Below are 21,777 nucleotides of genomic sequence, written 5' to 3'. Positions count from 1 at the left end.
CATGAGAAAATATAGTTTGAAGCTAACGTGAGGCACCGCTATAATAAAGAAGAGATCTTGAATATCTTATACGGTCATCAAGTGATATGATGACTATTTTAAATATTTGTTAAAGAAAGAGTGGGTAAAGTGCTGAGAGAGCAAATTGCAACATTTATCAATCGCTATCGTGAAATTGCTGAACAGATGAGCGACCCTGATGTTATTAATGACAACAAGCGATTTCGGTCCCTATCAAAAGAAGAGGCCGATCTACGTCCTAAAGTAGAAGCAATGGAAAAGTATGAGAAAATTTGCCATGATATTGATGGGGCCAAGGAGCTGCTTAAAGAAGAGTCAGACGCCGAGCTGATTGAACTTGCTAAAGCTGAATTACAAGAGTTAGAAATTGAGGCCGAAGAGTTAGAGGATAAGATCCGCTTATTAATGCTCCCTACCGATCCTAATGATGATAAAAATATTATTTTGGAAATTCGGGGAGCAGCAGGGGGCGATGAAGCCCAAATTTTTGCTGGCGATTTATTCGAAATGTATTCTCGCTATGCTGAAAGTCAAGGCTGGAAAATTGAGGTCGTCGATGCTCATCCCAATGATGTCGGCGGCTACAAAGAAATTATTGCGCAAATTAGTGGAACCAAAGTTTACAGTAAATTGAAATATGAGTCGGGTGCCCATCGTGTACAACGCGTTCCAAAAACTGAATCGCAAGGGCGGGTGCACACGTCTACAGCTACTGTTGGAGTTATGCCCGAATTAGAAGATTTAGATTTCGAACTTGATGACAATGACATTCGTGTTGATATTTACCGGTCTTCAGGAGCTGGAGGCCAGCATGTTAATAAAACAGAGTCAGCTGTCCGAATGACCCACGAACCGACCGGAATTGTTGTGGCGATGCAAGATCAACGTTCCCAGCAGCAAAATAGAGAAAAAGCGATGATGATTTTGCGGTCAAGAGTTTATGAACATATGCAAAACGAACAACGGGCTGAATATGATAGTCAGCGAAAAGATGCGGTGGGGACTGGGGATCGCTCAGAGAGAATTCGAACCTACAATTATCCCCAAAATCGAGTCACTGATCATCGTATTGGTTTAACTATTCAAAAATTGGACCGTATTATGTCAGGAGAATTGGATGAAATTATTGAAGCTTTGATTTTAGCTGATCAAGCAAAGAAAATAGAAGCGTTGAATGATCAAAATGTTTAAAGAAAAGCCAACATATCTTGAAGCCCTTCGTTGGGCTTCTTCTTTGTTAGAAGATCACAAGCAAGAAACAGCTATTGCCTACCATGTCTTACTGGATATGCATCATTGGTCCGCGACCGATTGGTTTAAAGCCCAGAGAAAAATAATGGACCGACAAACTTGGAAAAAATACCAGACAATTATTCAGGAAACCGTCTTAAACGATTATCCTTTTCAGTATGCCTTGGGTTATGCATTTTTCTACGATCGTTATTTTAAAGTAACTGAAGATACTTTAATTCCACGTGCCGATACTGAAATTTTAGTGCAAGAGTTAATGAACTATTTGGCTTCACTTTCTGCAAAAAAACGAGAAGCTTTGAAAGTCATTGACATTGGAACCGGGACGGGTATCCTACCCATTATTCTAAAAGATAAGTTCCCAGAACTCAATATTACAGCGACCGACATTTCTGAAGCAGCGCTTGAAGTCGCCGAAGAAAATGCTAGTAAATATCAAGTGGATATTCGCTTCTTAACAGGAGATCTCTTTGCGCCAGTAGATCAGGATAAATTTGATCTTATTATCAGCAATCCACCCTATGTTTCAGAACACGAGACAAGCATTATGGACAGTAGTGTTATTAAATATGAACCTTATGTCGCTATTTTTTCAAAAGATGAGGGCTATCGTCTTCTTAAACGTCTATTAGCTGCTATACCTTCTTACATCTCATCAAAAGGGCGAGTCTTTCTGGAGATTGGCTTTAGGCAAACCCCACTATTACTACAATATATTGACCAATTAGGAATAAATTGTCAGACCAAAATTTACCAGGATGATTTGAAGTGCGATCGAGTGCTTGAGTTAAAATTTTAGGGAGGGTTATTTATGGCAAAAATATTTGATAAAGATCATTTGGATGAGGCAGCTAAATTACTACAAGCAGGAGAGCTCGTTGCTTTTCCGACAGAGACGGTCTTTGGCTTAGGGGCCATTGCTAATCAGGAGAGGGCGGTGGAAAAAGTATTCGCTCTAAAAGGTCGTCCCCAAGATAACCCACTCATTGTGCATGTTTATGTCGCACAACAATGTTTTTCACTAACAACGCTCAATGCTCAACAAAAAGAAATTTTTCTCCGCCTGACTGAAAAATTTTGGCCTGGCCCACTAACACTCGTGGTTCCTATCAAAGAAGGTGTGCTAGCTCCAGCAGCTACGGGAGGCCTAGCAACTGTGGGCTTTAGAATGCCTGCACATCCTTTGACCCTGGCTTTAATAGAAAAAGTAGGCTTCCCCTTGGTTGGTCCTTCAGCCAATATCTCCGGGAAACCTAGTCCTACTTCAGTTGACCATGTCTTGCACGATTTCCCTAGTGGGTTGGGAGGGATTATAGACTCAAAGCCTACGGAAATCGGAGTAGAGTCAACGGTTTTATCTTTATGTGAAGAGCCCTATCCTATTCTACGCCCTGGTGCCATAACCTATTCCGATTTAGTGAATACCTGCCCTGAGACAAACTTTGCCAATTTTAAAAAACGTGTATTAGGAGAAAAAGAAATTCCTATGGCGCCAGGGATGAAATATCGACATTATAGTCCAGAAAAACCGGTTATTGCTGTTGCCGCTCAAAAAATAGCCTCTGTTCTTGATCGTTACAGTGAACAAAAAATGTTTTGCGCGGCTAAAAAGAATACCCTAGAAAATTTAACGATGGAGCCTAAAGCCTATATGTTTAATTTAGGTGATACCGATGAAGAGGCTACCCATAACCTTTTTAAAGCGCTAAGGGAAGCGGATTCTTATTCTGAGATTGATTTAATAGTCGTGGAAATGCTTCCGAATAAAGAACATAATTTGGCTTATCGTAATCGACTTGAAAAAGCAAGTGTCCAAATAATCGAGTAATTATTTAAGAAATAGTTGAGATTAAGAACTTTATATGCTATTGTGTAAGCAGTTTAATAGTTGTGTTTAATATAATTTGGAGGTTGTATTAATGGCAAAAGATAAAATTTTTGATCTTATCGCAAAAGAACGCGAACGTCAAGAACACGGTATTGAATTAATCGCTAGTGAAAACTGGGTTTCAAAAGAAGTTTGTGAAGCCCAAGGTAGTATCCTAACGAATAAATATGCTGAAGGTTATCCTGGTCGTCGCTATTACGGTGGTTGCGAATTTGTAGATGAAATTGAACAATTAACCATCGATCGTGCGAAAGAACTTTTTGACGCAAAGTTTGCAAACGTTCAACCCCACTCTGGTGCTCAAGCTAATATGGCTGCCTACTACACCGTTTTAAAACCAGGGGACAAGGTTTTAGGCATGAATTTAACAGATGGCGGCCACTTAACACACGGCTCCCCAGTTAACTTCTCGGGCAAGCTTTACGATTTTATTGCTTATGGCGTGGACAAAGAAACAGAGCAAATTGACTATGATGAGTTGGAGAAAACAGCTATCGAAGAAAAACCAAAATTAATTGTAGCCGGGGCTTCTGCTTATCCACGTAAAATTGACTTTAAACGTTTGAGAGAAATTGCTGATAAAGCAGAAGCTTATCTGATGGTCGATATGGCTCATATTGCAGGTCTGGTTGCTGCTGGCGAGCATATGAACCCAGTTCCTTATGCAGACATTGTTACAACTACTACCCATAAAACTTTAAGAGGCCCTCGTGGTGGTATGATCTTAAGTAATAATGAAGATCTCTTCAAAAAAATCAACAGTGCTGTTTTCCCAGGTCTTCAAGGAGGACCATTAGAGCATGTCATTGCAGCTAAAGGCGTTTCCTTTGGTGAAGCTTTGAGCGATGACTTTAAAGCCTACCAACATCAAATTATTCTTAATGCGAAAGCTATGGCTGAAACCTTTGAAGAGAATAAAATCGGTATGGTTAGCGGTGGCACGGATAACCATCTTATTCTCTTAAAAGTTTACGAACAAGGTCATACAGGTCAAGAAATTGAAAAAGCTCTTGACGAAGTTGGGATCACGGCCAATAAAAACACGATTCCATTTGAAACGCTTAGCCCAGTAAAAACTTCTGGCTTACGTCTCGGGACACCAGCTATTACCAGCCGTGGATTCAAAGAAGAAGATGCTAAGAAAGTTGCAGAGTGCATCTCTAAAGTTATCTTAAACTTTGGTGACGAAGCTACCTACGATGAGGTTCGTCAAACGGTCAAAGAACTTACAGAGAAACATCCTTTGCATTAAGATGGTTTCATGGTAAAGTGAAAGAAAGAATTTAATCTTAATTCATTTTACGGAGGCGTTCACTATGTCAAAATTACATGTTATTGATCATCCTTTATTAAAACATAAGGTTGCTTTATTACGTGACAAAAATCTTGGTGCTAAGGGTTTTAGAGATCTCGTTAACGAAATTACGGTTTTTCTAGGTTATGAGGTTACACGTAATTTACCTTTAGAAACTGTAGAAATTGAAACGCCGCTCGGCAAGGCCAAGCAAGAAATGATTGCAGGTAAGAAACTAGCTATTGCACCAATTTTAAGAGCTGGTTTAGGCATGGTGGATGGGATGCTTACTTTAATTCCTGCAGCCAAAGTTGGCCATATTGGGATGTTTAGAAACGAAGAAACTTGGGAGCCCGAAGAATACTTCTTCAAAATGCCTAATGACATTGAGGAACGACAAGTCATTGTCGTCGATCCTATGCTAGCAACGGGTGGCTCTGCCATTATGGCTATTGATTCTCTTGTGAAACATGGTGTCTCTCCAGAGAACGTTGATTTTGTTTGCTTAGTCGCTGCACCTGAAGGGGTAAAAGCCCTACAAGAGCGTTACGATAATGTTGACATTTACACCGCTGCCTTGGACGAAAGATTAAACGAAAATAAATATATCGTTCCCGGACTAGGTGATGCTGGTGACCGTCTCTTTGGAACTCTATAATAAATGTTTAAAACAGCCCTCAACGCTAACTAAATTAGTGTTGAGGGCTGTTTTTTAATAGGTTAAAGCTTGGTGGGCTAACTTTAAAACTTGTCGATCATTATCGTAAGTGAGTTGTTGACAAGCTTCATTATAAGGTAAAAATAAATGATCTAGTATTTCTTCTATCTGAAGTTTGACGTGATTTGCTTTTTCTTTATCAATTTCGGTAAGAAAATAGGTCACATATTTTTGCTTACCGTTGGGGAGGTTATAGCTAGTAACTTGACGAAAAGAAGGGTTAAAATTTTGAATTTCTAAACCTGTTTCTTCGAAAATTTCTCTTTTAGCTGTTTCTTCCTCTGTTTCCTTTTTTTCAATATGACCTTTAGCAAAAGACCAATGGCCGCCATTTCGATTTTGGACCAATAGGTAATATTCCTTATTTTGCTCACGATAATAAACTAGGGCACCACAAGATCTTTCCATCATAACGATTAAACTCCTTCCAGAAGTCATTGAAGCATGTAAAAAAGCCCATAATACAATGGGCGATTGGCACATTATTTACGCGCACAAAGTTCGTTACGCACACTATAGAGCGTGTACGAGGATGTAGGAATGCTGATTTGGCGTTATTTGTCTCTATAGCCTGTAACAGGTATTTGGATAAAATTAGGACGATAATAAATCTTCCATAGTCGCCATCACAACGGCATTCCCCGCGTTTCCAATTCATCTTAAATGTGACTATAAATATCCAGCGTAATGCTGGTTGTCGCATGTCCCAACCGCTTAGAAATATAATTAATAGCTACACCTTTGTACAGCAAGATTGAGGCATGGGTATGCCGCAAATGGTGAAAGGTGATTGGCTTTATTTTAGCCTTAATACATAGTTTTTTCAAGCATTTGTTAACGGCATTGTTAGAGGTTAAGGTTCAGCAGGGTCCCACGCTGGATTTGCTGGGTTGCAAAAAGTCATCTCAAAGGATTACTCTTACAAAGAACTCTCTGCTCATGGTTCAGATAAAATGTTAGATAGGCAGTAACAGGTGATTAAATAAATGACGCTATAAAAATCCATTAATTATTAAGGAAGATAAAAAATGAATTTGGTAGTTTATTTAGAAAATATGTTGGAAATGATGTCACCGTGGTAATTAATCTAACTACAGGTAATGGAATTACAACTTATAGACTGCTAGTCAAATTTGAAGAAAGTATAGGGGATAGCATGCAATTAATAGATATTTTAACTATTGAAGAATTAGAAATAGTAAAAAACGAACTCCCAAGAATTGACATTTCAAAATCTATGCATGATGATGATTGGCTTACAATGATTGAAGAGTTACAAGATTGCGCTGTTCTATCAGGAGTAGATCAATTCCAAGAAATAAATAATTACGGTTATAGTATAGAAAAAATAGTTGATAAAATAACAGATTTATCCTGAGCACCAACTGTAACAGGTTAGGTGCTTTTATTATGCCTAGAAAGGGGGCCATATGTTAGTGGGTATTAGAAACATCAAAATAAGTATGGGACAAAGGACAAGAGAAGACAGCTGTCTATCTTGGCGGGCGGGAGGTTTGGAAGAAACAAAATCATCTGTTGATTTTAGAATTATTTGCTAAAACGATATATTCAGATTAAACATAAACGTATTTATAAAATTAAAGCCATAATAGAGGTAATTGGTTGGGAAGAAACAGATGGTTCGAGGAAAATTTAGAAACTCAAGAAATAGCGAATATGATCAAAGTGTATATGTTGAATCAATAGATTATTCTGAAGAAAAAGATGGACTTTGGAAGTCTGTCTTTATCTACTACAAGCGAAATCACAAACACTAAAGGCTTTATAAGTTTAAGTATAAGGTTGTCAATTCATCGTTATCCTAAGTAATTGTGATTGTGGTATAAGCCTCTAATATTTTTAGAGCCAGATCTAAGGTAATGTTTTCGATGGGGCGTTCTCTGGCTTGCAGTCGGTTAATTTGCTGCGGACGAATGCCAATTTTCTTCGTGATGGCATAACCGGTATGATCTTCTAATATTTTTTTCAATGATTTCAATGATGTTTTTTCTCATTTCGATGATCCCTCCACATTAAGTCAAAAGTTAAACTCAGCGCAAAGATACAAGCAATAATAAACAAAACCAGTAAAATGATATTAACTTTATTCATTTCTATTTCCTCCTAACTTATGGTATTGTAAGGGTAGAGGGGAGTGTGCTCCCCCCTGCCTAAGAAGTCTCTTATTTTTTCTGTCGGAGGCTTCTTTTTCTTTTAGCTTTTTCTCTAACTCAAGGAGTTCAGTTTCAGCTAAAATTCGTTTGGTTTCGGCTCGTGCTCTTGGTGAGTACCCTTTCACTAGGGTGTGAACGATGGTCAACACCCCGCTGAAGAAGCCGATACTGATCAGAAACTCTTTGATATTGTCAAGTTAATAGAGGCAGATTTCTAAATGATTTGGACAAAATTTGAACAAAGGTCAAAAAAAACCGCTAGAAGCATTGATTTAACGATGTTTCTAGCGGTTTTTAAAGCATTAGAAAACGCGCTCGGAGGGAATCGAACCCCCATTATAAGAACCGGAATCTTATGTGATATCCATTACACTACGAGCGCAATCCACTACTTATTATACACCATTATCGGATTTTGACAAGGGTTAATTTTCTTTATGCACGATTCATGTCATTCACAAATGATATTGTCTACTTAATTAACAAATGAAAATGTCCATAAACTGGTAAAATAATAATTATTAGTTTATGGAGGATCAAGATATGAAGGAGTATTTAACCGTGAATGAACAGTATCGCTACGACGTGATTAAAGATCTAGTGAATGACCGTATTTCAAAAGCTCGAGCTTGTGCCAAATTAAACCTCAGCGCGAGACAAGTTCAGCGGCTGGTGTGTCGTTATCAGACCCAAGGTCGCCGAGGTTTCCGCCATGGCAATGCAGGTCGACAACCGACGACAACCATTGCCGCATCAGTGAAAGAACGTATCATCGAACTCTATCAAACTAAATATGAGGGGTTTAATCTGACGCATTTTCGTGAAAAGTTACTCGCCTTTGAAGGGATTGGGGTCTCTTACACGACCTTACGGACACTATTTCGCGACCATCTCATCATGACGCCCAGAACCAGCCGAAAAGTGAAGCGTCAAATTCAAAAAGAACGCGAAAAACAAAAAAAGACGCCCTTATCAACGTCTTCCCGTGCAGAAGATACCTGCAATTCTATTCCTCTTATTCCAGCCGAACGTGCTCATCCCACCCGTGAACGAAAAAAATATTTTGGCGAGCTTTTCCAAATGGATGCTTCCGAACACCGCTGGTTTGGTGATCAGAAATATCACCTTCATGCGGCTATTGATGACGCCACAGGTCAAGTTGTGGGGGCTTATTTCGATCGACAAGAAACCTTACGAGGCTACTATCAAGTCACGGAACAATTTATTCAACAATATGGCATTCCCGTCCGCATTTTAACCGATAATCGAACGATCTTCGCTTATAAAAAAAGCCAAGACCCCAATCTTGACGGTGGAGTCCTGACTCAATATGGTTATGCTTGTCAAACGCTGGGCATTGCGCTGGATACGACCAGTATTCCTCAAGCCAAAGGCCGTATTGAACGTCTGTTTAATACCTTCCAAGATCGATTAATTAACGAAATGCGCCTGGAAAATATTACGTGCGTTGAACAAGCCAATGCTTTCCTAATGGCATACCTTCCAACGTATAATCATCAGTTCGCATTGTCCATTAAGGATAGCATAAACGCGTGCGTAGATCTAGATTCTAGTCAAAATCTCGATTATATTCTAGCTATTTTTAATGAGCGAGTCATCGATCACGGTCACGCCATTAAATACAAAAATAAAACGTATCGCTTACTTGATCAAAACGGCCAACAGGCCTATCTTCCCCATCGCACTCGAGTTCAAATTATTGAAACTTACCAACAAGAATTATTCGCTAATCATGCGAATCAATTATATCGATTAGAGGCTATCCCACCACATGAACGCTACTCCAAGGAGCTGGATCAAGTTCCTGAAAGGAAACAGCGAAAACCTTATATTCCACCCCTCACTCATCCTTGGCGCATTCAAAATTATTATCTCTTTCGTAAAAAACAAACCGTTCTGAGAGAATAATGTATAAAACGCTCAGAAATGGAATGAACGACCCGCTTGAGTGTGAAAAAAATCTACCTCAGGTTTAATTGGGTAAAAAAATTGAATTGATCTTTTCGTGGAGTTCGTTCCATTTCTGAGTGTAAAGCAAGCGAAGCGCGCTAGCTTTTTCACCCAAAAAAGTGTAAGCAAAATTGCGTATTTTTCGGACAAAGTCATTTGCGATTGACAGGGTTAATTTTCTTTATGCACGATTCATCGTACTTTTCATAGCTACGCCTCGTAAATAAGTTCTTAGAAAGCTCATTAATACAAGTTGAGTGTGTTATACTGAAGTTATTAATTTGCATAGCAATAAATTATAATTATTTAGGGTGTTAGTAAATGAAGATATCTATTGTTGGCGCTGGATCGGTTGGCCAAGAATTATGTGAAGATTTGTCAATGAAATTATATGATGTCACTCTGATCGAGATTAATGAAGAAAAACTATCTATTCTTCTCGGTAATTATGACATTAATGGAGTTGTTGGCAATGGGGCGACGATTGAAACTCTTCGAGAAGCACAAATTGAAGAGTGCGACATCTTTATCGCTGTGACTGATCATGATGAAATTAACCTTTTGTCAACGATGATTGCTAAAGAATTAGGAGCAAAATATACAGTAGCTCGTGTAAGCGATCCGCAGTATGAAGATTACATTGGCTTTGCCGATGGGAAATTTGGAATTGATTATATTATTAGTCCGGAAATCGAAGCTGCTAATGAGCTTTTAGTTAATATGCGCTATCCTCACGCCACCTCGGTTGAATCTTTCTTCGATGAAAAGATTCAACTGGTAGGGATTCCTGTCCAAGAAGAAAGTTCTACTGTTGGTTTAGCGCTTGAAAATATTCATCATGAGTTCGATGCTATCGATGATATTTTAATTTGCTTTGTTGAAAGAGAGCATGAAATTTTCATTCCCAGCGGTTCATTTATTATTCAAGCTGGCGATATCATTCATCTTATTGGAGAAAAGCAGGCTTTAAAATCTTTCAATCGATTAACAGGACATGATGATACTAAAATAAAATCAGTACTGATAATTGGTGCAGCAAACATTGCCTTCTATTTAGTTCCTAAATTAATTTGCCATAATGTCGCGGTAAAAGTTATTGAGCAGCAAAATAGAAAAGCCTTAGCGCTGTCAGCCTTAAATCCAAAAGCAACAGTAATTGTGGCAGATGGCTCACACCCTGACGTTTTGAATGAAGCTCATCTCGATCAATTTGATGCTTTTGTTCCCCTAACAGGCATTGATGAGGAAAATATTGTCATTGGAATATTGGCTAGAAGACGTGGGGTTAAAAAAGTTTTAACTCGGGTAGAGCGCATTGCTTTGGCCGATGAAACAGGACTGGTAGGCAACCAGGCTATTATCACCCCACATCGTTTGTTTGCTGACAAAGTTTTACAAATTATAAGATCACTTCAAACCTCGGCGGGTTCTAGCATTGAAAAGTTTTACCGTCTTGCCAATTATAATGTGGAATTAACTGAATTTGTTGTTGAAGAAAATCATCGTCATTTAATTAATCAAGAACTTCGCCAACTTAATCTAAAGAATAATATCCTCATTGCTGCAATTTACCGCGATCATGAGTTACTTATCCCGAGTGGCAATGATCGATTATTAGTTGGTGATCGTACGGTTATTGTATCCTATCAGCAAAGTATTAGTGAATTGGAGGAAATTATTAAATAAGACAGAAATGAATATCCGAAATGTTATCTATATCTTAGGACGCTTAGCTACTGTTATTTTTTGTTTAATGTTTTTACCAATTCTGGTTAGTTACTTTTACCATGAACCTGGCCTACTCAGATTATCTTTCGCGCTTCCAATGGTGATTCTGTTAATATTTAGTTATTTAGCCTCACGATTGAAGGTTGACGATGTCAATATTTCCTTAAAAGAAGGGATGGCCATTGTTGCTTTTAGTTGGGTAGGCTTAAGTTTAATTGGCGCTTTGCCTTTCGTTATTGCTGGTGAAATCCCTACCTATATTGATGCTTTTTTTGAAACGGTCAGCGGCTTGACAACAACAGGCTCAAGTATTATAACCAATGTAGAAGAAATTTCTAATTCCCTTCTTTTCTGGCGTTCCTTTACGCACTTCATTGGAGGCATGGGAATCCTGGTTTTTGCATTAGCCGTTATTCCGCGCAGTAACCGACAAGCCTCCCGAATTGCAAGTGCTGAGGTTCCGGGTCCAAAATTCGGAAAACTAGTGCCTAAATTATCTTATACAGCTCGCATATTGTATGCCATTTATTTTGCGTTATTTATTATACTAACGCTCGCTCTGATTGGGGCTGGTATGCCTATCTTTGATGCGATCTTACATGGTATGGGGACAGCAGGAACCGGTGGCTTTGGAATTAAGGCGGCCAGTGTAGGCTACTATAATTCAAAACTTATTCATTGGATAATTACCATCGGAATGTTTGCGTTTGGGGTAACTTTAATCTCTATTTTCTCTTATTGACAAAAAAGAAACTGCGAACCTTTTTAAATGAGGAATTTATTTTGTATGCTGGTGTCGTGCTAGGAGCCATTGCTATGATATGGTTAAACACCTCTTTGGTTCAAGGTGGAACGAATCCTTCTCTAACAGATATTAGCTTTTCGGTTTCCTCGGTTATTTCAACAACCGGCTTTTCAGTAGTTGACTTTGACCAGTGGCCTAATGCCAGTAAAATCATTCTTTTGCTGTTAATGTTCACTGGGGCCTCCACAGGCTCAACAGCAGGGGGCTTAAAAATGGAGCGAATTCTTATTTTAGGCAAGGATGCATTAAACAGTTTAAAAAGAATGGTCAATCCACGCCAAGCCATTGCTTTTTCTATGAATAAAAAACGTTTAGAAGCACGAGAAGTGCATAGCATCAAAACTTATTTTGTTCTCTATGCTTTTTTATTTGTACTGTTTACCTTGTTAGTTTCCCCTGCATTTTCTTCGTTTGAAACCACAATTTCAGCAGTAGCAACATGTTTCAATAATATTGGTCCTGGCTTTCAAGAAATAGGTCCAGCAGGAAATTTCTTCGCCTTGCCACAATTCACTAAAGTTGTTTTATCTGTTGCCATGTTGTTTGGCCGTCTAGAATTATATCCAATGCTTCTGCTTTTCTCACCTGTTTTATGGGAAAGAACCCAATAATCATTAATTTCCTCAAAAATGACTATACACACATCAGATTAGAGGTGAAGTATTACTAATGACTGATCATAAAAAAGACGGTATTGATACCATAATTTACAAGGAATACTATGCAAAACTTAAAGATCTAACAGGTGATGAGTTACTGGATAAGTTCGATGATTTCTCTAATGAACTTAATCAATTAGTTCAAAGTGAAGAAACACGGGCTAATAATCGTCGGAAGCAAGAGTTGTCAATTGGTTTAGATGTTATTGATGATATTATGAACGAAGCTGGCGACGAAATGAGTGGTCACACCATGACCTTAGAGTTAAAGAAAGATACCTTTGAGCAAGAGCTCATGGATATTTATGATACTCAAGCCACCCAGAAAGCAGACTATCAATCTAAAAATAGAAAAACCCATCCTGCTTATCGATTAGGTCAGCATTTACGTTACCTTCGTGATGGTTTTAATGCTGGTGGTAAGCAAACTCAAAAAAGAAAAATAAATAGACAACCACGCACAGAAAGCATGCCGCCGGGAAATTATAAAACATTTAAACCCAAACAAAATCGACAAGGTTTGCTCCCAAAAGGGTGCTTAAATTTATTATTATTTCTATTTATCATCATTATCATTATTTGGCTATTGCCAAACACAATATATATTCCCAGTTTCAATATTCCTGGGACAGAAATCCAAATCGATGGTAATATATTAACTAGAGCCCTTTATATGATTAAAAACTTAAATCCTTTTTAATCAGGGACTCTAATAATGAATTTAGGAAAGGGAGACAAACTATGGCAAAACAACGCCTGATATCTAATTATGAAGTAGAAGAATCGATTAAAGAATTTGTAGAGCATTTTGTCACTGAAAAGCGCGAATTAAAAGCTCATCAAATTGCTTACCAAATTGATCCTGAGCAGTTGAATGAAGTCGAAGAGATTTTTAAAATTGGCCAGGAAGCGAAACCGATCGATATCGTTGTTAAAAAAATGATGCAAAGTGTCTTTAAGAATAACACCCACTTGTCTCACCCACGTTTTTTTGGCTTCGTGCCAAGTAATGCATCAACCTTGTCATGGTTAGGAGACATTATGACGACGGCCTATAATCTACATATGGGTAGTCAGGCAACGTCGCCAATGGCTTATGAAGTTGAGGAGCAAATTTTATCTTGGCTTTGTGATAAAGTAGGCTTTGAAGGTCCACATTGCGGTGGTTTATTTGTGAGTGGGGGATCTATGGCCAATATGACGGGGCTTATTGCGGCTCGGGACAAGTACTTAAATCCCAAAGATTTTAATCGTGGAGTCGCTTATGTCTCAGATCAAACTCACAGTTCAGTTGCTAAAGCCCTTCGCTTAATTGGCATTAATCCGGAAAACGTTCGTTCCATTGCTACTGATGACGAATTTAAAATGGATATCGCTCTTTTAAAAGAAAATATTGAAAACGATCTTAAAAATGATTTAAAACCATTTTGTATCATTGGTTCAACCGGGACCACAAATACAGGAAGTATTGATCCTTTAAATGAGATTGCAGACTTGTGTGAAAAATACGAACTGTGGTTTCACATTGATGGAGCTTACGGGGCTTCAGCTATTTTATCAGAAAAACATAAGCATTTATTAGCAGGCATTAATCGCTGTGACAGCCTTAGCTGGGATGCTCATAAATGGCTATTCCAAACCTATGGCTGCGCTATGTGTCTCGTGCAAAATACGAATGATTTAATTAAAAGCTTCCATACGCATCCAGAGTATTTAGATGATATTGAAGCACCGTTAGGCCAAATTAATCAGTGGGATTTAGGCATGGAAATGACGCGCCCAGCACGTGGCATCAAACTTTGGTTAACGTTACAAGTGCTAGGCGAAAAATTCTTCGTTGAAGCAGTGGAACACGGTTTCCAATTATCGGCATGGGCTTATGATGAATTACTGAAGAAAAAACATTGGGAAATTGTTTCAAAACCCAGCTTAGCGATCTTAAATTTCCGCTTTGCACCTGAAGATTTATCAGCTTCAGAATGTGATCAACTAAATCAAAAGGTCTCACAAAAAATGATTAAGAATGGTTTTGCCGGTGTATTTACTACAATTCTGAAAGGCAAAAAAGTTCTCCGGATTTGCTCAATCAATCCAGAAACATCAGAAGCCGATATTCGTAATACAATTAAAATCTTAAATGATTATGCTAATGAAATTTATTCTGAAATGAAAGCATAGAACTTGTCGAACTTATCCTGTGGTGTTCAAGTGAGCATCACAGGATATTATTTTAAAACTGCTTTGTATAATGCATATTATGTAAACTAAACTATAACAATCAAAAATTATACTATTCACCAACCCTCATATCCGCCTCCCCCACTATTCTTTCTACCCAAGATAAGCGAATTTTATTTATTAAAGTTTATTCGAGGTTGCCATCTAAGACGTTACATAGTTTTTATATTCTATGTGATCTTTTCTTCTCAGAACGGCTTCTCTAAACAGTTATAAGTAATATGAGCTAAGGTATTTATAATTAGTCAATAATTGATGAATCAGAGACACGAACTCTTTATAAGGACGCAAAATGACAAGTTAAATTTCTTGATGCTATGCTGCCTTCACCTTCAAGGGAGCTTTACATAATTTACTTTTTATCTTAGCAAAATAAAAAAGTCCCATCTCAGAAGAATAAATTCTGAGATGGGCTTCTGTGTTGCGATGAAGTTTTTACCTATGGAGATGATCGGGATCGAACCGACGACCTCTACACTGCCAGTGTAGCGCTCTCCCAACTGAGCTACACCCCCGTAACACAATTACTATTATAGCAAAGTAAATATAAATTACAAGCCTATTTCGAAAGTATTTTATTTTTTCCTTGTATGATTTGTAAATAATCGATGTTCAATCATTATTTGGCTTCTAAAGCAAGTTTGGTATAATGATGATGGAAGTATTTCCAAATATACTAAAAGGAGCTTGTCATTATGAATAATGATCAACTGAATCAGGCAAAAAATGGTGCTGGTTTTATTGCTGCACTTGATCAATCTGGAGGTTCAACTCCTAAAGCCTTACGAGCTTATGGAGTTAGCGATGATCAATACAAAAATGAAGATGAGATGTTCTCTCTTATCCATGATATGCGAACTCGTATCATGACGAATCCCGCTTTCACCTCTGAGAAGATCATGGGGGCTATCCTTTTTGAGCAAACCATGAGAAAAGAAGTGGATGGGACACCAACAGCTAAGTACCTGCTTGATAAAGGTATCCTCCCCTTCCTAAAAATTGATAAAGGCCTAGAAGCCGAAAAAAATGGGGTTCAACTGATGAAGCCTATTCCTGGCTTAGAAGAAACCCTAAAAGAAGCTAAAGATTATGGAATCTTTGGTACAAAAGAACGTTCAAATATTAATTCTTTTGATGAACAAGGGATTAAAGAAAACGTCGATCAACAATTTGAACTGGCTAAAAAGGTTTGTGCAGCAGGCTTGATTCCTATTGTTGAGCCTGAAGTTAATATTAATGCCGTAGATAAGGAAAAAATTGAAGATGAATTGCATAAGCAACTACTGGCTCATGTAGAAGAATTAAGCGAAGATGAAAATATCATGCTTAAACTGACTCTCCCTACCAAGGCTAATCTCTATAAAGATTTAGTTGATCACCCACGCGTTATTCGTGTCGTTGCCCTTTCAGGGGGTTACAGCCTTGAACAAGCTAATGAATTGCTTGCTCAAAATGAAGGCGTTGTAGCGAGCTTCTCAAGAGCTTTAACTGGTAATTTAAGTATTAACCAATCAGAAGATGAATTTACAGAAGCTCTATCCCATGCCATTTCTACAATTTTTGATGCTTCAATGGCTAAATAATCGCCTATAAATATATAAAGGGCTGGTATCACGTTGAGATACTAGCCCTTTTCTATTTGAGTAAATTTCCTAAATTTATTTAATTGCCTCAGTTAACGGTGGTACGATTTGTTTTTTACGCGAGACCACCCCTGGTAAATCTAATTCATGATCCGCAATTTTACCATCAAAAGCTGTTTCGATATCTTGATACAAACTTTCATTTTTTGCTAAGATTAAGCCTGTTGAATCACTGCTTAAAATATTCGTAATCGCTAGGATGAAAGCATCATAACCATCTTTTTTATTTAGTTCTTCCATCTTCTTCAAGAGCTCTTCTTTACGATCTAAAGCATCATTAACATCAACCACATTAACTTGTCCGATTCGCAAAGTGGCATCGGAACGCAGCGGGAAGGTTTTAGCATCACCATCTACAATTTCTTCTGCAGTTAGGGGGCTAATATCTGTTCCTGAACGCAAAAGATTTAAGCCGTACTCTTCAAGGTCGACATCTGCAAGTTTAGCCAACTCTTTAGCAATTTTCTTATCCTCGTCAGTACAGGTTGGGGACTTCAGTAATAAAGTATCAGATAGCAAGCCAGACAGCATGAGACCGGCTAAATCTGGAGTAATCGTAACATGATGTTCTTGGTACAGGCCGTAAATAACAGATTGAGTACAACCAATGGGTTTAGCTAGATAATATAGGGGACCTGAAGTTTTAAAATTAGAAATTCGGTGATGGTCGACCACAGAGAAGATAGTTAGCTCTTCGATATCTGCAACTGATTGTTGAAATTCATTATGGTCGACTAAAACTACGGTATTTGTTTCTGGTTTCGCTTTTTCAATCACACGTAAGGGCTGCTGATTGAATGCTTTTAAGGCATATTGGGTTTCTTCACTGGCCTCCCCTAAGGCAACAGGCTCCGTATCATAGCCTAACTCATTCAAGAGATGACTATAAGTGATTGCTGATGTGATGGCATCAGTGTCCGGATTTTGGTGACCGAAAACTAGCATTTTTTCCATTTTAAGACTCCTTTATGCTTTTACTTATATTTTAAAGCAATTTCTTCCAAAGGTAAAATTTTCAGGATTTTTTTAATCGGTGGGTCGATTTTTGCAGCTTTAAGGTGATGGCCATTCGAATACCGATCAAAGATTGGAATATCTCCAGCTCTTACAATAGCCTTTGTATGATGAGATGAAAGCAATTCAAATTGATCATCGGTGTCATAAAGGCTAAAGGCTGCAATAAGATAATGTGGGTTTGATTTAACTTCTCTAAGCGCAACTAGGCCTCTCCGTGCACGCCCTAATAAATTAACTTCTGTCCATTTTAATCGTTTCATATACTTCCGTTGAGTCCCCAATAAAATCTCTTGCTGGCCAAGATCTTGGTGATAAGGTATGATCGCATTAACGACATAATCATTAGCTTTTAAGTCTATGGCCTTAACACCTTTTGCTCGCGGCCCCACTAGGCTGATTTCCTCTAGGGGATACCGCAAAGCAAAACCTAAATGACTGAGGACCATAACTTCCTCTTGATGGGTGAGTAATTCAGCAGTTAGAAGGAGATCCTCCTCTTCTAGATTCATCGCTAAACCAGTCCGCTTTTTATACCCTCTAAACTCTGTAAATTTTTCAAGCAAGGTTCTTTTAATAAAGCCACCTTTTGTTGCTAGAAGAACTTCCGCTTCAGAAGCCTCATCATAAGGGAGAACATTAATAATCTCTTCATCAGGTTCGAAAGGAATCCGCTGTGACAAATGTTCTCCTAGACTATTCCATTTAATATCTTGCAGTTCATGAATGGGTTGGTAAATATAGTGCCCTTTAGATGTAAAGAATAGCAAATGGTCTAGCAAGGAATGCTTTGCCAAGTAAACTACGCGATCCCCTTCTCGCATGCCGAGATCAGAAGCTTGTGAAGCCTGAAAGGAGCGCTCACTCGTTCTTTTCACATAGCCTTCACGAGTAATAATCGTCATAACATCTTCATCAGAAATCAGATCTTCCTTATTGATGACAATTTTATCAATGGAAGATTCAATTTCAGAATAGCGCGGAGTGCCATACGTCTTTTTAATGGCCTTGAGTTCTGTTTTAATCTCATTGTTTAAGAGATTTTTATTTTGAAGAATGCCTTCAAAATGCTTGATTTTTTTCTCAAGCGTTTTCTGCTCCTCTTCAAGCGATAAAATATCAGTATTAGATAATCGGTATAATTGTAAGGAAATAATAGCTTCAGCTTGCTCGTATGAAAATTGAAATTTTGCCATAATATTTTCACGGGCATTACTTTTATTTTTACTTTGGCGGATTACCTGAATAATATCATCAAGAATCGATACAGCTTTAATTAAACCCGCGACGATATGGTTCCTTTTTTTTGCCTGAAGCAGATCAAACTCTGTACGACGGGTAACCACTTCAAAACGATGATCTAGGTAAGCTTTTAGGATATCCAGCAAGCCGACTTGCTTAGGTTTCTTTTGACTAATAGCGACCATGTTAAAGTTAAAATTAACTTGCAGAGGTGTCTTTTTGTAGAGGTAATTTAAAACAAATTGTGCATCGGCTCCCTTTTTGAGATAAATTGAAATTTGAATCCCCTGCCGGTCACTTTCATCACGAACTTCAGTGATATCCTCTAGAGTTTTATTTAAACGGATGTCATCAATTTTTTGAACAAGATCCGCTTTGTTGACATCATAAGGCAGCTCTTTGATTACGATAGTTTGCTTACCGCTCTTTTTCTTCGTAATATCACATTTTGCTCGTAAGACTATTTTCCCTTTACCGGTTTGATAAGCTTCTTTAAGTCCTTTTTTGCCTTGGATGATTGCACCAGTTGGAAAATCAGGACCAGGTAAATAGTTCATGACCGCTTCTAATTTAGCTTCTGGATGATCTAAAACATAGAGAAGAGCGTCAATCACCTCTGCTAAATTATGGGTGGGAATATTAGTAGCATAACCCGCAGAGATTCCGGTCGCTCCATTAACTAATAGATTTGGAAAAGCAGCCGGCAGAACTAAAGGCTCATATTCAGTATCGTCGAAATTTAAAATAGTCTCGACGGTGTCCTTTTCCAAATCAGTAAGTAGCTCATTAGCAATTTTGGTTAGACGCGATTCCGTATACCGCATGGCTGCCGCTGGGTCGCCGTCCATTGAGCCATTATTACCATGCATTTCAATTAAATTATGGCGATTTTTCCACCACTGGCTCATTCTTACCATTGCTTTGTAAACTGAAGAGTCCCCATGCGGGTGGTAGTTACCAATAACATTTCCTACTGTTTTTGCTGATTTACGAAAGGCTCGATCATATGTATTTCCATCGCGATACATGGCATAAAGAATCCGTCGTTGTACTGGTTTTAGGCCATCACGAATATCAGGCAGAGCCCGATCTTGAATGATATATTTCGAGTACCGACTAAAACGATCCCCCATGATATCTTCTAAAGAGAGTTCTTGAATATCTTTTGTCATCCTATCCCTCTTTCAATTTTAACCATTATTTTCCAATAAACTTTCATCTATTTCCAAGGAGAATTTCACATTATCCTCGATCCAATGGCGCCTTGGAGCTACTTTATTTCCCATAAGGATAGAGACTTCTTTTTCAGCTTGTGATAAATTATCCAGCGTGACACGAATTAGCGTTCTCTGAGTAGGATCCATGGTCGTTTCCCATAATTGATCCGCATTCATCTCTCCCAAACCTTTATATCTTTGAATTGTATATTTATGTTTTAAATTTTTGACGAAAGCATCCAAATCTTCATCTGTCCATAAATACCGAACCGTATTAGTTTTCTTTACTTCTACCTTGTAAAGTGGTGGCATGGCAATATATACTTTGCCGGCTTCGACGAGAGGACGCAAATAACGGTAAAAGAAAGTTAGCAGTAAAACTTGAATATGCGCCCCATCGGTATCCGCGTCCGTCATAATAATGATTTTGTCGTAATTGCACTCCTCAACAGCACAATCCGCCCCGATCCCAGTCCCCAGGGTATAGATAATCGTACTTAATTCTTCATTTTTTAGGATATCGTCTAGAGAAGCACGCTCCGTATTTAAAACTTTCCCTCGTAAGGGAAGGATAGCTTGGTATTTTCTTTCTCTACCTTGCTTGGCTGAGCCACCGGCAGAATCTCCTTCGACTATAAATAATTCGTTTTTCTTGGCGTTTTTATTCTGAGCGGGAGTTAGCTTACCTGACAGCAGTCGTTCTCGTCGCCGTCCTTTTTTGCCCTTTCGAGTGGCTTCCCGAGCCTTTCGAGCAGCTTTTCTAGCCTCTTGCGCCTTACTGGCTTTTTCCACCAGATTTTTGGCCAGCTGTCCATTTTCGAGAAGGTAGATAGAAAAGAAATCATAAACGAATTTTTCAACATAAATTCGTGCTTCTGGCGTACCTAATTTGCTTTTAGTTTGACCATCAAATTGCAGTAAATTTTCAGGAACATAGATGGATAAAATAGCAGTAAAGCCTTCACGAATATCGGAACCGTCTAAATTCTTTTGCTTCTCTTTTAGTAAGCCATTTTTTCGAGCATAATCGTTAAAAGCTTTGGTCATTCCGGTCTTTAAACCCGAAACATGAGTTCCGCCATCAATTGTTTTCACGTTATTAACGAAGGAAATAATGGTTTCAGAGTAACCCGTATGATACTGAAACGCACAGGCCATCTCCATATTGACTGCTTCATTTCTTTTATCAAAAAGAACAGGCTGGTGTAAAGCCTCTTTATTTTCATTAATATAGGATACAAAATCCTGAATACCATGACTATAGTGGAAAACATCTGTTACTTCGGTATTTTCATCAGAAAATGTAATCGTCAGATTTTTTAATAAAAAAGCAGATTCTCGTAAGTGCTCACGAATGGTGTCCGCATTAAACTTAGCATTTTTAAAAATCTTAACATCGGGAAGAAAAGATATTTCCGTCCCTGTCTGCTTAGATTTAATATCCTTAATAAGCGGTTTTTCAGGCTGCCCTCCATGCTTGAAATTTTGCTGGTATTCCTTTTTATCACGTTGTACCTTAACTGTTAGGCTCTCGCTTAAAGCATTAACAACACTTGAACCTACCCCATGTAAGCCTCCCGCAGACTGATAGTTTTGGTTATCAAATTTCCCACCTGCATGAAGAATCGTTAGGATAACTTCCACAGTATGACGCCCAGATTGATGCATCCCAATTGGCATTCCGCGTCCATTATCACGAACGGTAAGCCAACCATTTTTATGCAGAATGACTTCAATTTCATCACAATAGCCTGCTAGAGCCTCGTCTACTGAATTGTCAACAATTTCATAAACCATATGGTGCAAGCCACGGCTATCGGTCGAACCAATATACATTCCAGGTCGCTTTCGAACGGCATCTAGACCTTCGAGGATTTGAATTGACTCATCACTATAAGAAGTCTTTTTACTCAT

At 38.3% G+C, this 21,777-nt stretch carries 18 protein-coding genes, 2 tRNA genes and 1 pseudogene; 13 read left to right on the top strand and 8 right to left on the bottom strand.

All coding sequences use genetic code 11. The features are described 5' to 3' along the window. Nucleotides 1-120: 120 nt before the first annotated feature. From prfA to upp, 5 genes are all read left to right on the top strand, one after another. A complete protein-coding gene (gene prfA, locus WF803_RS00105; RefSeq protein WP_489611118.1) occupies nucleotides 121-1,212 on the top strand; it encodes a peptide chain release factor 1 in 1,092 nt (363 codons plus the stop codon). Then, nucleotides 1,205-2,071, top strand: coding sequence for a peptide chain release factor N(5)-glutamine methyltransferase (gene prmC / locus WF803_RS00100; RefSeq protein ID WP_489611117.1), 867 nt, complete (start codon nucleotides 1,205-1,207; stop codon nucleotides 2,069-2,071). Before prfA ends, prmC begins: the two co-directional genes overlap by 8 nt. Nucleotides 2,072-2,083: 12 nt before the next feature. Next, complete coding sequence (locus tag WF803_RS00095) at nucleotides 2,084-3,100, top strand: L-threonylcarbamoyladenylate synthase (RefSeq protein ID WP_489611116.1); 1,017 nt, start codon at nucleotides 2,084-2,086, stop codon at nucleotides 3,098-3,100. A gap of 91 nt (nucleotides 3,101-3,191) precedes the next feature. Further along, nucleotides 3,192-4,412, top strand: a complete 1,221-nt coding sequence (gene glyA / locus WF803_RS00090; protein WP_489611115.1) for a serine hydroxymethyltransferase — start codon at nucleotides 3,192-3,194, stop codon at nucleotides 4,410-4,412. Nucleotides 4,413-4,476: 64 nt separating this feature from the next. Continuing rightward, a complete protein-coding gene (gene upp / locus WF803_RS00085; protein WP_489611114.1) occupies nucleotides 4,477-5,112 on the top strand; it encodes a uracil phosphoribosyltransferase in 636 nt (211 codons plus the stop codon). Nucleotides 5,113-5,166: 54 nt separating this feature from the next. Here upp and WF803_RS00080 read toward each other — a convergent pair whose 3' ends face one another. Further along, nucleotides 5,167-5,580 carry a bis(5'-nucleosyl)-tetraphosphatase gene (locus WF803_RS00080; protein ID WP_489611113.1) on the bottom strand — a complete coding sequence of 138 codons (414 nt, stop codon included), beginning with the start codon at nucleotides 5,578-5,580 and terminating at the stop codon, nucleotides 5,167-5,169. Between the two features lie 251 nt (nucleotides 5,581-5,831). Beyond that, nucleotides 5,832-6,011 (bottom strand): annotated as a pseudogene (locus tag WF803_RS00075) (tyrosine-type recombinase/integrase); the annotation flags it as partial. A gap of 317 nt (nucleotides 6,012-6,328) precedes the next feature. On the opposite strand from WF803_RS00075, the gene WF803_RS00070 reads away from it, so the two are divergent. Further along, nucleotides 6,329-6,550: a hypothetical protein gene (locus WF803_RS00070; protein WP_489611112.1), complete on the top strand. Its 222-nt coding sequence runs from the start codon at nucleotides 6,329-6,331 to the stop codon at nucleotides 6,548-6,550. Nucleotides 6,551-6,994: 444 nt separating this feature from the next. On the opposite strand, the gene WF803_RS00065 is transcribed toward WF803_RS00070, so the two are convergent. Beyond that, complete coding sequence (locus tag WF803_RS00065; RefSeq protein ID WP_489611111.1) at nucleotides 6,995-7,162, bottom strand: hypothetical protein; 168 nt, start codon at nucleotides 7,160-7,162, stop codon at nucleotides 6,995-6,997. A gap of 494 nt (nucleotides 7,163-7,656) precedes the next feature. Beyond that, nucleotides 7,657-7,728, bottom strand: a tRNA-Arg gene (locus WF803_RS00060). Between the two features lie 161 nt (nucleotides 7,729-7,889). Between WF803_RS00060 and WF803_RS00055 the strand changes: the two genes are divergently transcribed. The 6 genes from WF803_RS00055 to WF803_RS00030 all read left to right on the top strand — a co-directional run bounded on the left by WF803_RS00055 (nucleotide 7,890) and on the right by WF803_RS00030 (nucleotide 14,687). Next, a complete protein-coding gene (locus WF803_RS00055; protein ID WP_489611892.1) occupies nucleotides 7,890-9,275 on the top strand; it encodes an ISNCY family transposase in 1,386 nt (461 codons plus the stop codon). 363 nt (nucleotides 9,276-9,638) lie between these two features. Beyond that, nucleotides 9,639-11,003 (top strand): Trk system potassium transporter TrkA, encoded by a 1,365-nt coding sequence (trkA, locus tag WF803_RS00050; RefSeq protein ID WP_489611110.1) that lies wholly within the window; start codon nucleotides 9,639-9,641, stop codon nucleotides 11,001-11,003. 7 nt (nucleotides 11,004-11,010) lie between these two features. Next, nucleotides 11,011-11,787, top strand: coding sequence for a potassium transporter TrkG (locus WF803_RS00045; protein WP_489611109.1), 777 nt, complete (start codon nucleotides 11,011-11,013; stop codon nucleotides 11,785-11,787). After that, nucleotides 11,784-12,461 carry a potassium transporter TrkG gene (locus WF803_RS00040; RefSeq protein WP_489611108.1) on the top strand — a complete coding sequence of 226 codons (678 nt, stop codon included), beginning with the start codon at nucleotides 11,784-11,786 and terminating at the stop codon, nucleotides 12,459-12,461. The genes WF803_RS00045 and WF803_RS00040 overlap by 4 nt, the downstream gene beginning before the upstream one ends. 58 nt (nucleotides 12,462-12,519) lie before the next feature. Beyond that, nucleotides 12,520-13,209 carry a hypothetical protein gene (locus WF803_RS00035; RefSeq protein ID WP_489611107.1) on the top strand — a complete coding sequence of 230 codons (690 nt, stop codon included), beginning with the start codon at nucleotides 12,520-12,522 and terminating at the stop codon, nucleotides 13,207-13,209. A 41-nt stretch (nucleotides 13,210-13,250) separates the two neighbouring features. Beyond that, a complete protein-coding gene (locus WF803_RS00030; protein ID WP_489611106.1) occupies nucleotides 13,251-14,687 on the top strand; it encodes a pyridoxal phosphate-dependent decarboxylase family protein in 1,437 nt (478 codons plus the stop codon). A 502-nt stretch (nucleotides 14,688-15,189) separates the two neighbouring features. Here the strand turns inward: WF803_RS00030 and WF803_RS00025 are convergent. Then, nucleotides 15,190-15,262, bottom strand: a tRNA-Ala gene (locus tag WF803_RS00025). A gap of 180 nt (nucleotides 15,263-15,442) precedes the next feature. Here WF803_RS00025 and WF803_RS00020 point away from each other — a divergent pair. Beyond that, nucleotides 15,443-16,330: a fructose bisphosphate aldolase gene (locus WF803_RS00020; protein WP_489611105.1), complete on the top strand. Its 888-nt coding sequence runs from the start codon at nucleotides 15,443-15,445 to the stop codon at nucleotides 16,328-16,330. Nucleotides 16,331-16,405: 75 nt separating this feature from the next. Here the strand turns inward: WF803_RS00020 and WF803_RS00015 are convergent, their stop codons facing one another. From WF803_RS00015 to parE, 3 genes are read right to left on the bottom strand one after another with little or no spacing between them, the layout of a single operon-like run. After that, nucleotides 16,406-17,344 (bottom strand): manganese-dependent inorganic pyrophosphatase, encoded by a 939-nt coding sequence (locus tag WF803_RS00015; RefSeq protein WP_489611104.1) that lies wholly within the window; start codon nucleotides 17,342-17,344, stop codon nucleotides 16,406-16,408. Nucleotides 17,345-17,364: 20 nt separating this feature from the next. Further along, a complete protein-coding gene (gene parC / locus WF803_RS00010) occupies nucleotides 17,365-19,818 on the bottom strand; it encodes a DNA topoisomerase IV subunit A (protein ID WP_489611103.1) in 2,454 nt (817 codons plus the stop codon). Between the two features lie 18 nt (nucleotides 19,819-19,836). Continuing rightward, on the bottom strand, nucleotides 19,837-21,777 hold the full coding sequence (gene parE, locus WF803_RS00005; protein ID WP_489611102.1) for a DNA topoisomerase IV subunit B: 1,941 nt from the start codon (nucleotides 21,775-21,777) through the stop codon (nucleotides 19,837-19,839).

The organism is Aerococcus sp. BD502, from assembly GCF_057919555.1.
Note: the sequence above shows the minus strand (reverse complement) of the source record. Positions and strands in the feature narration are given on the sequence as shown.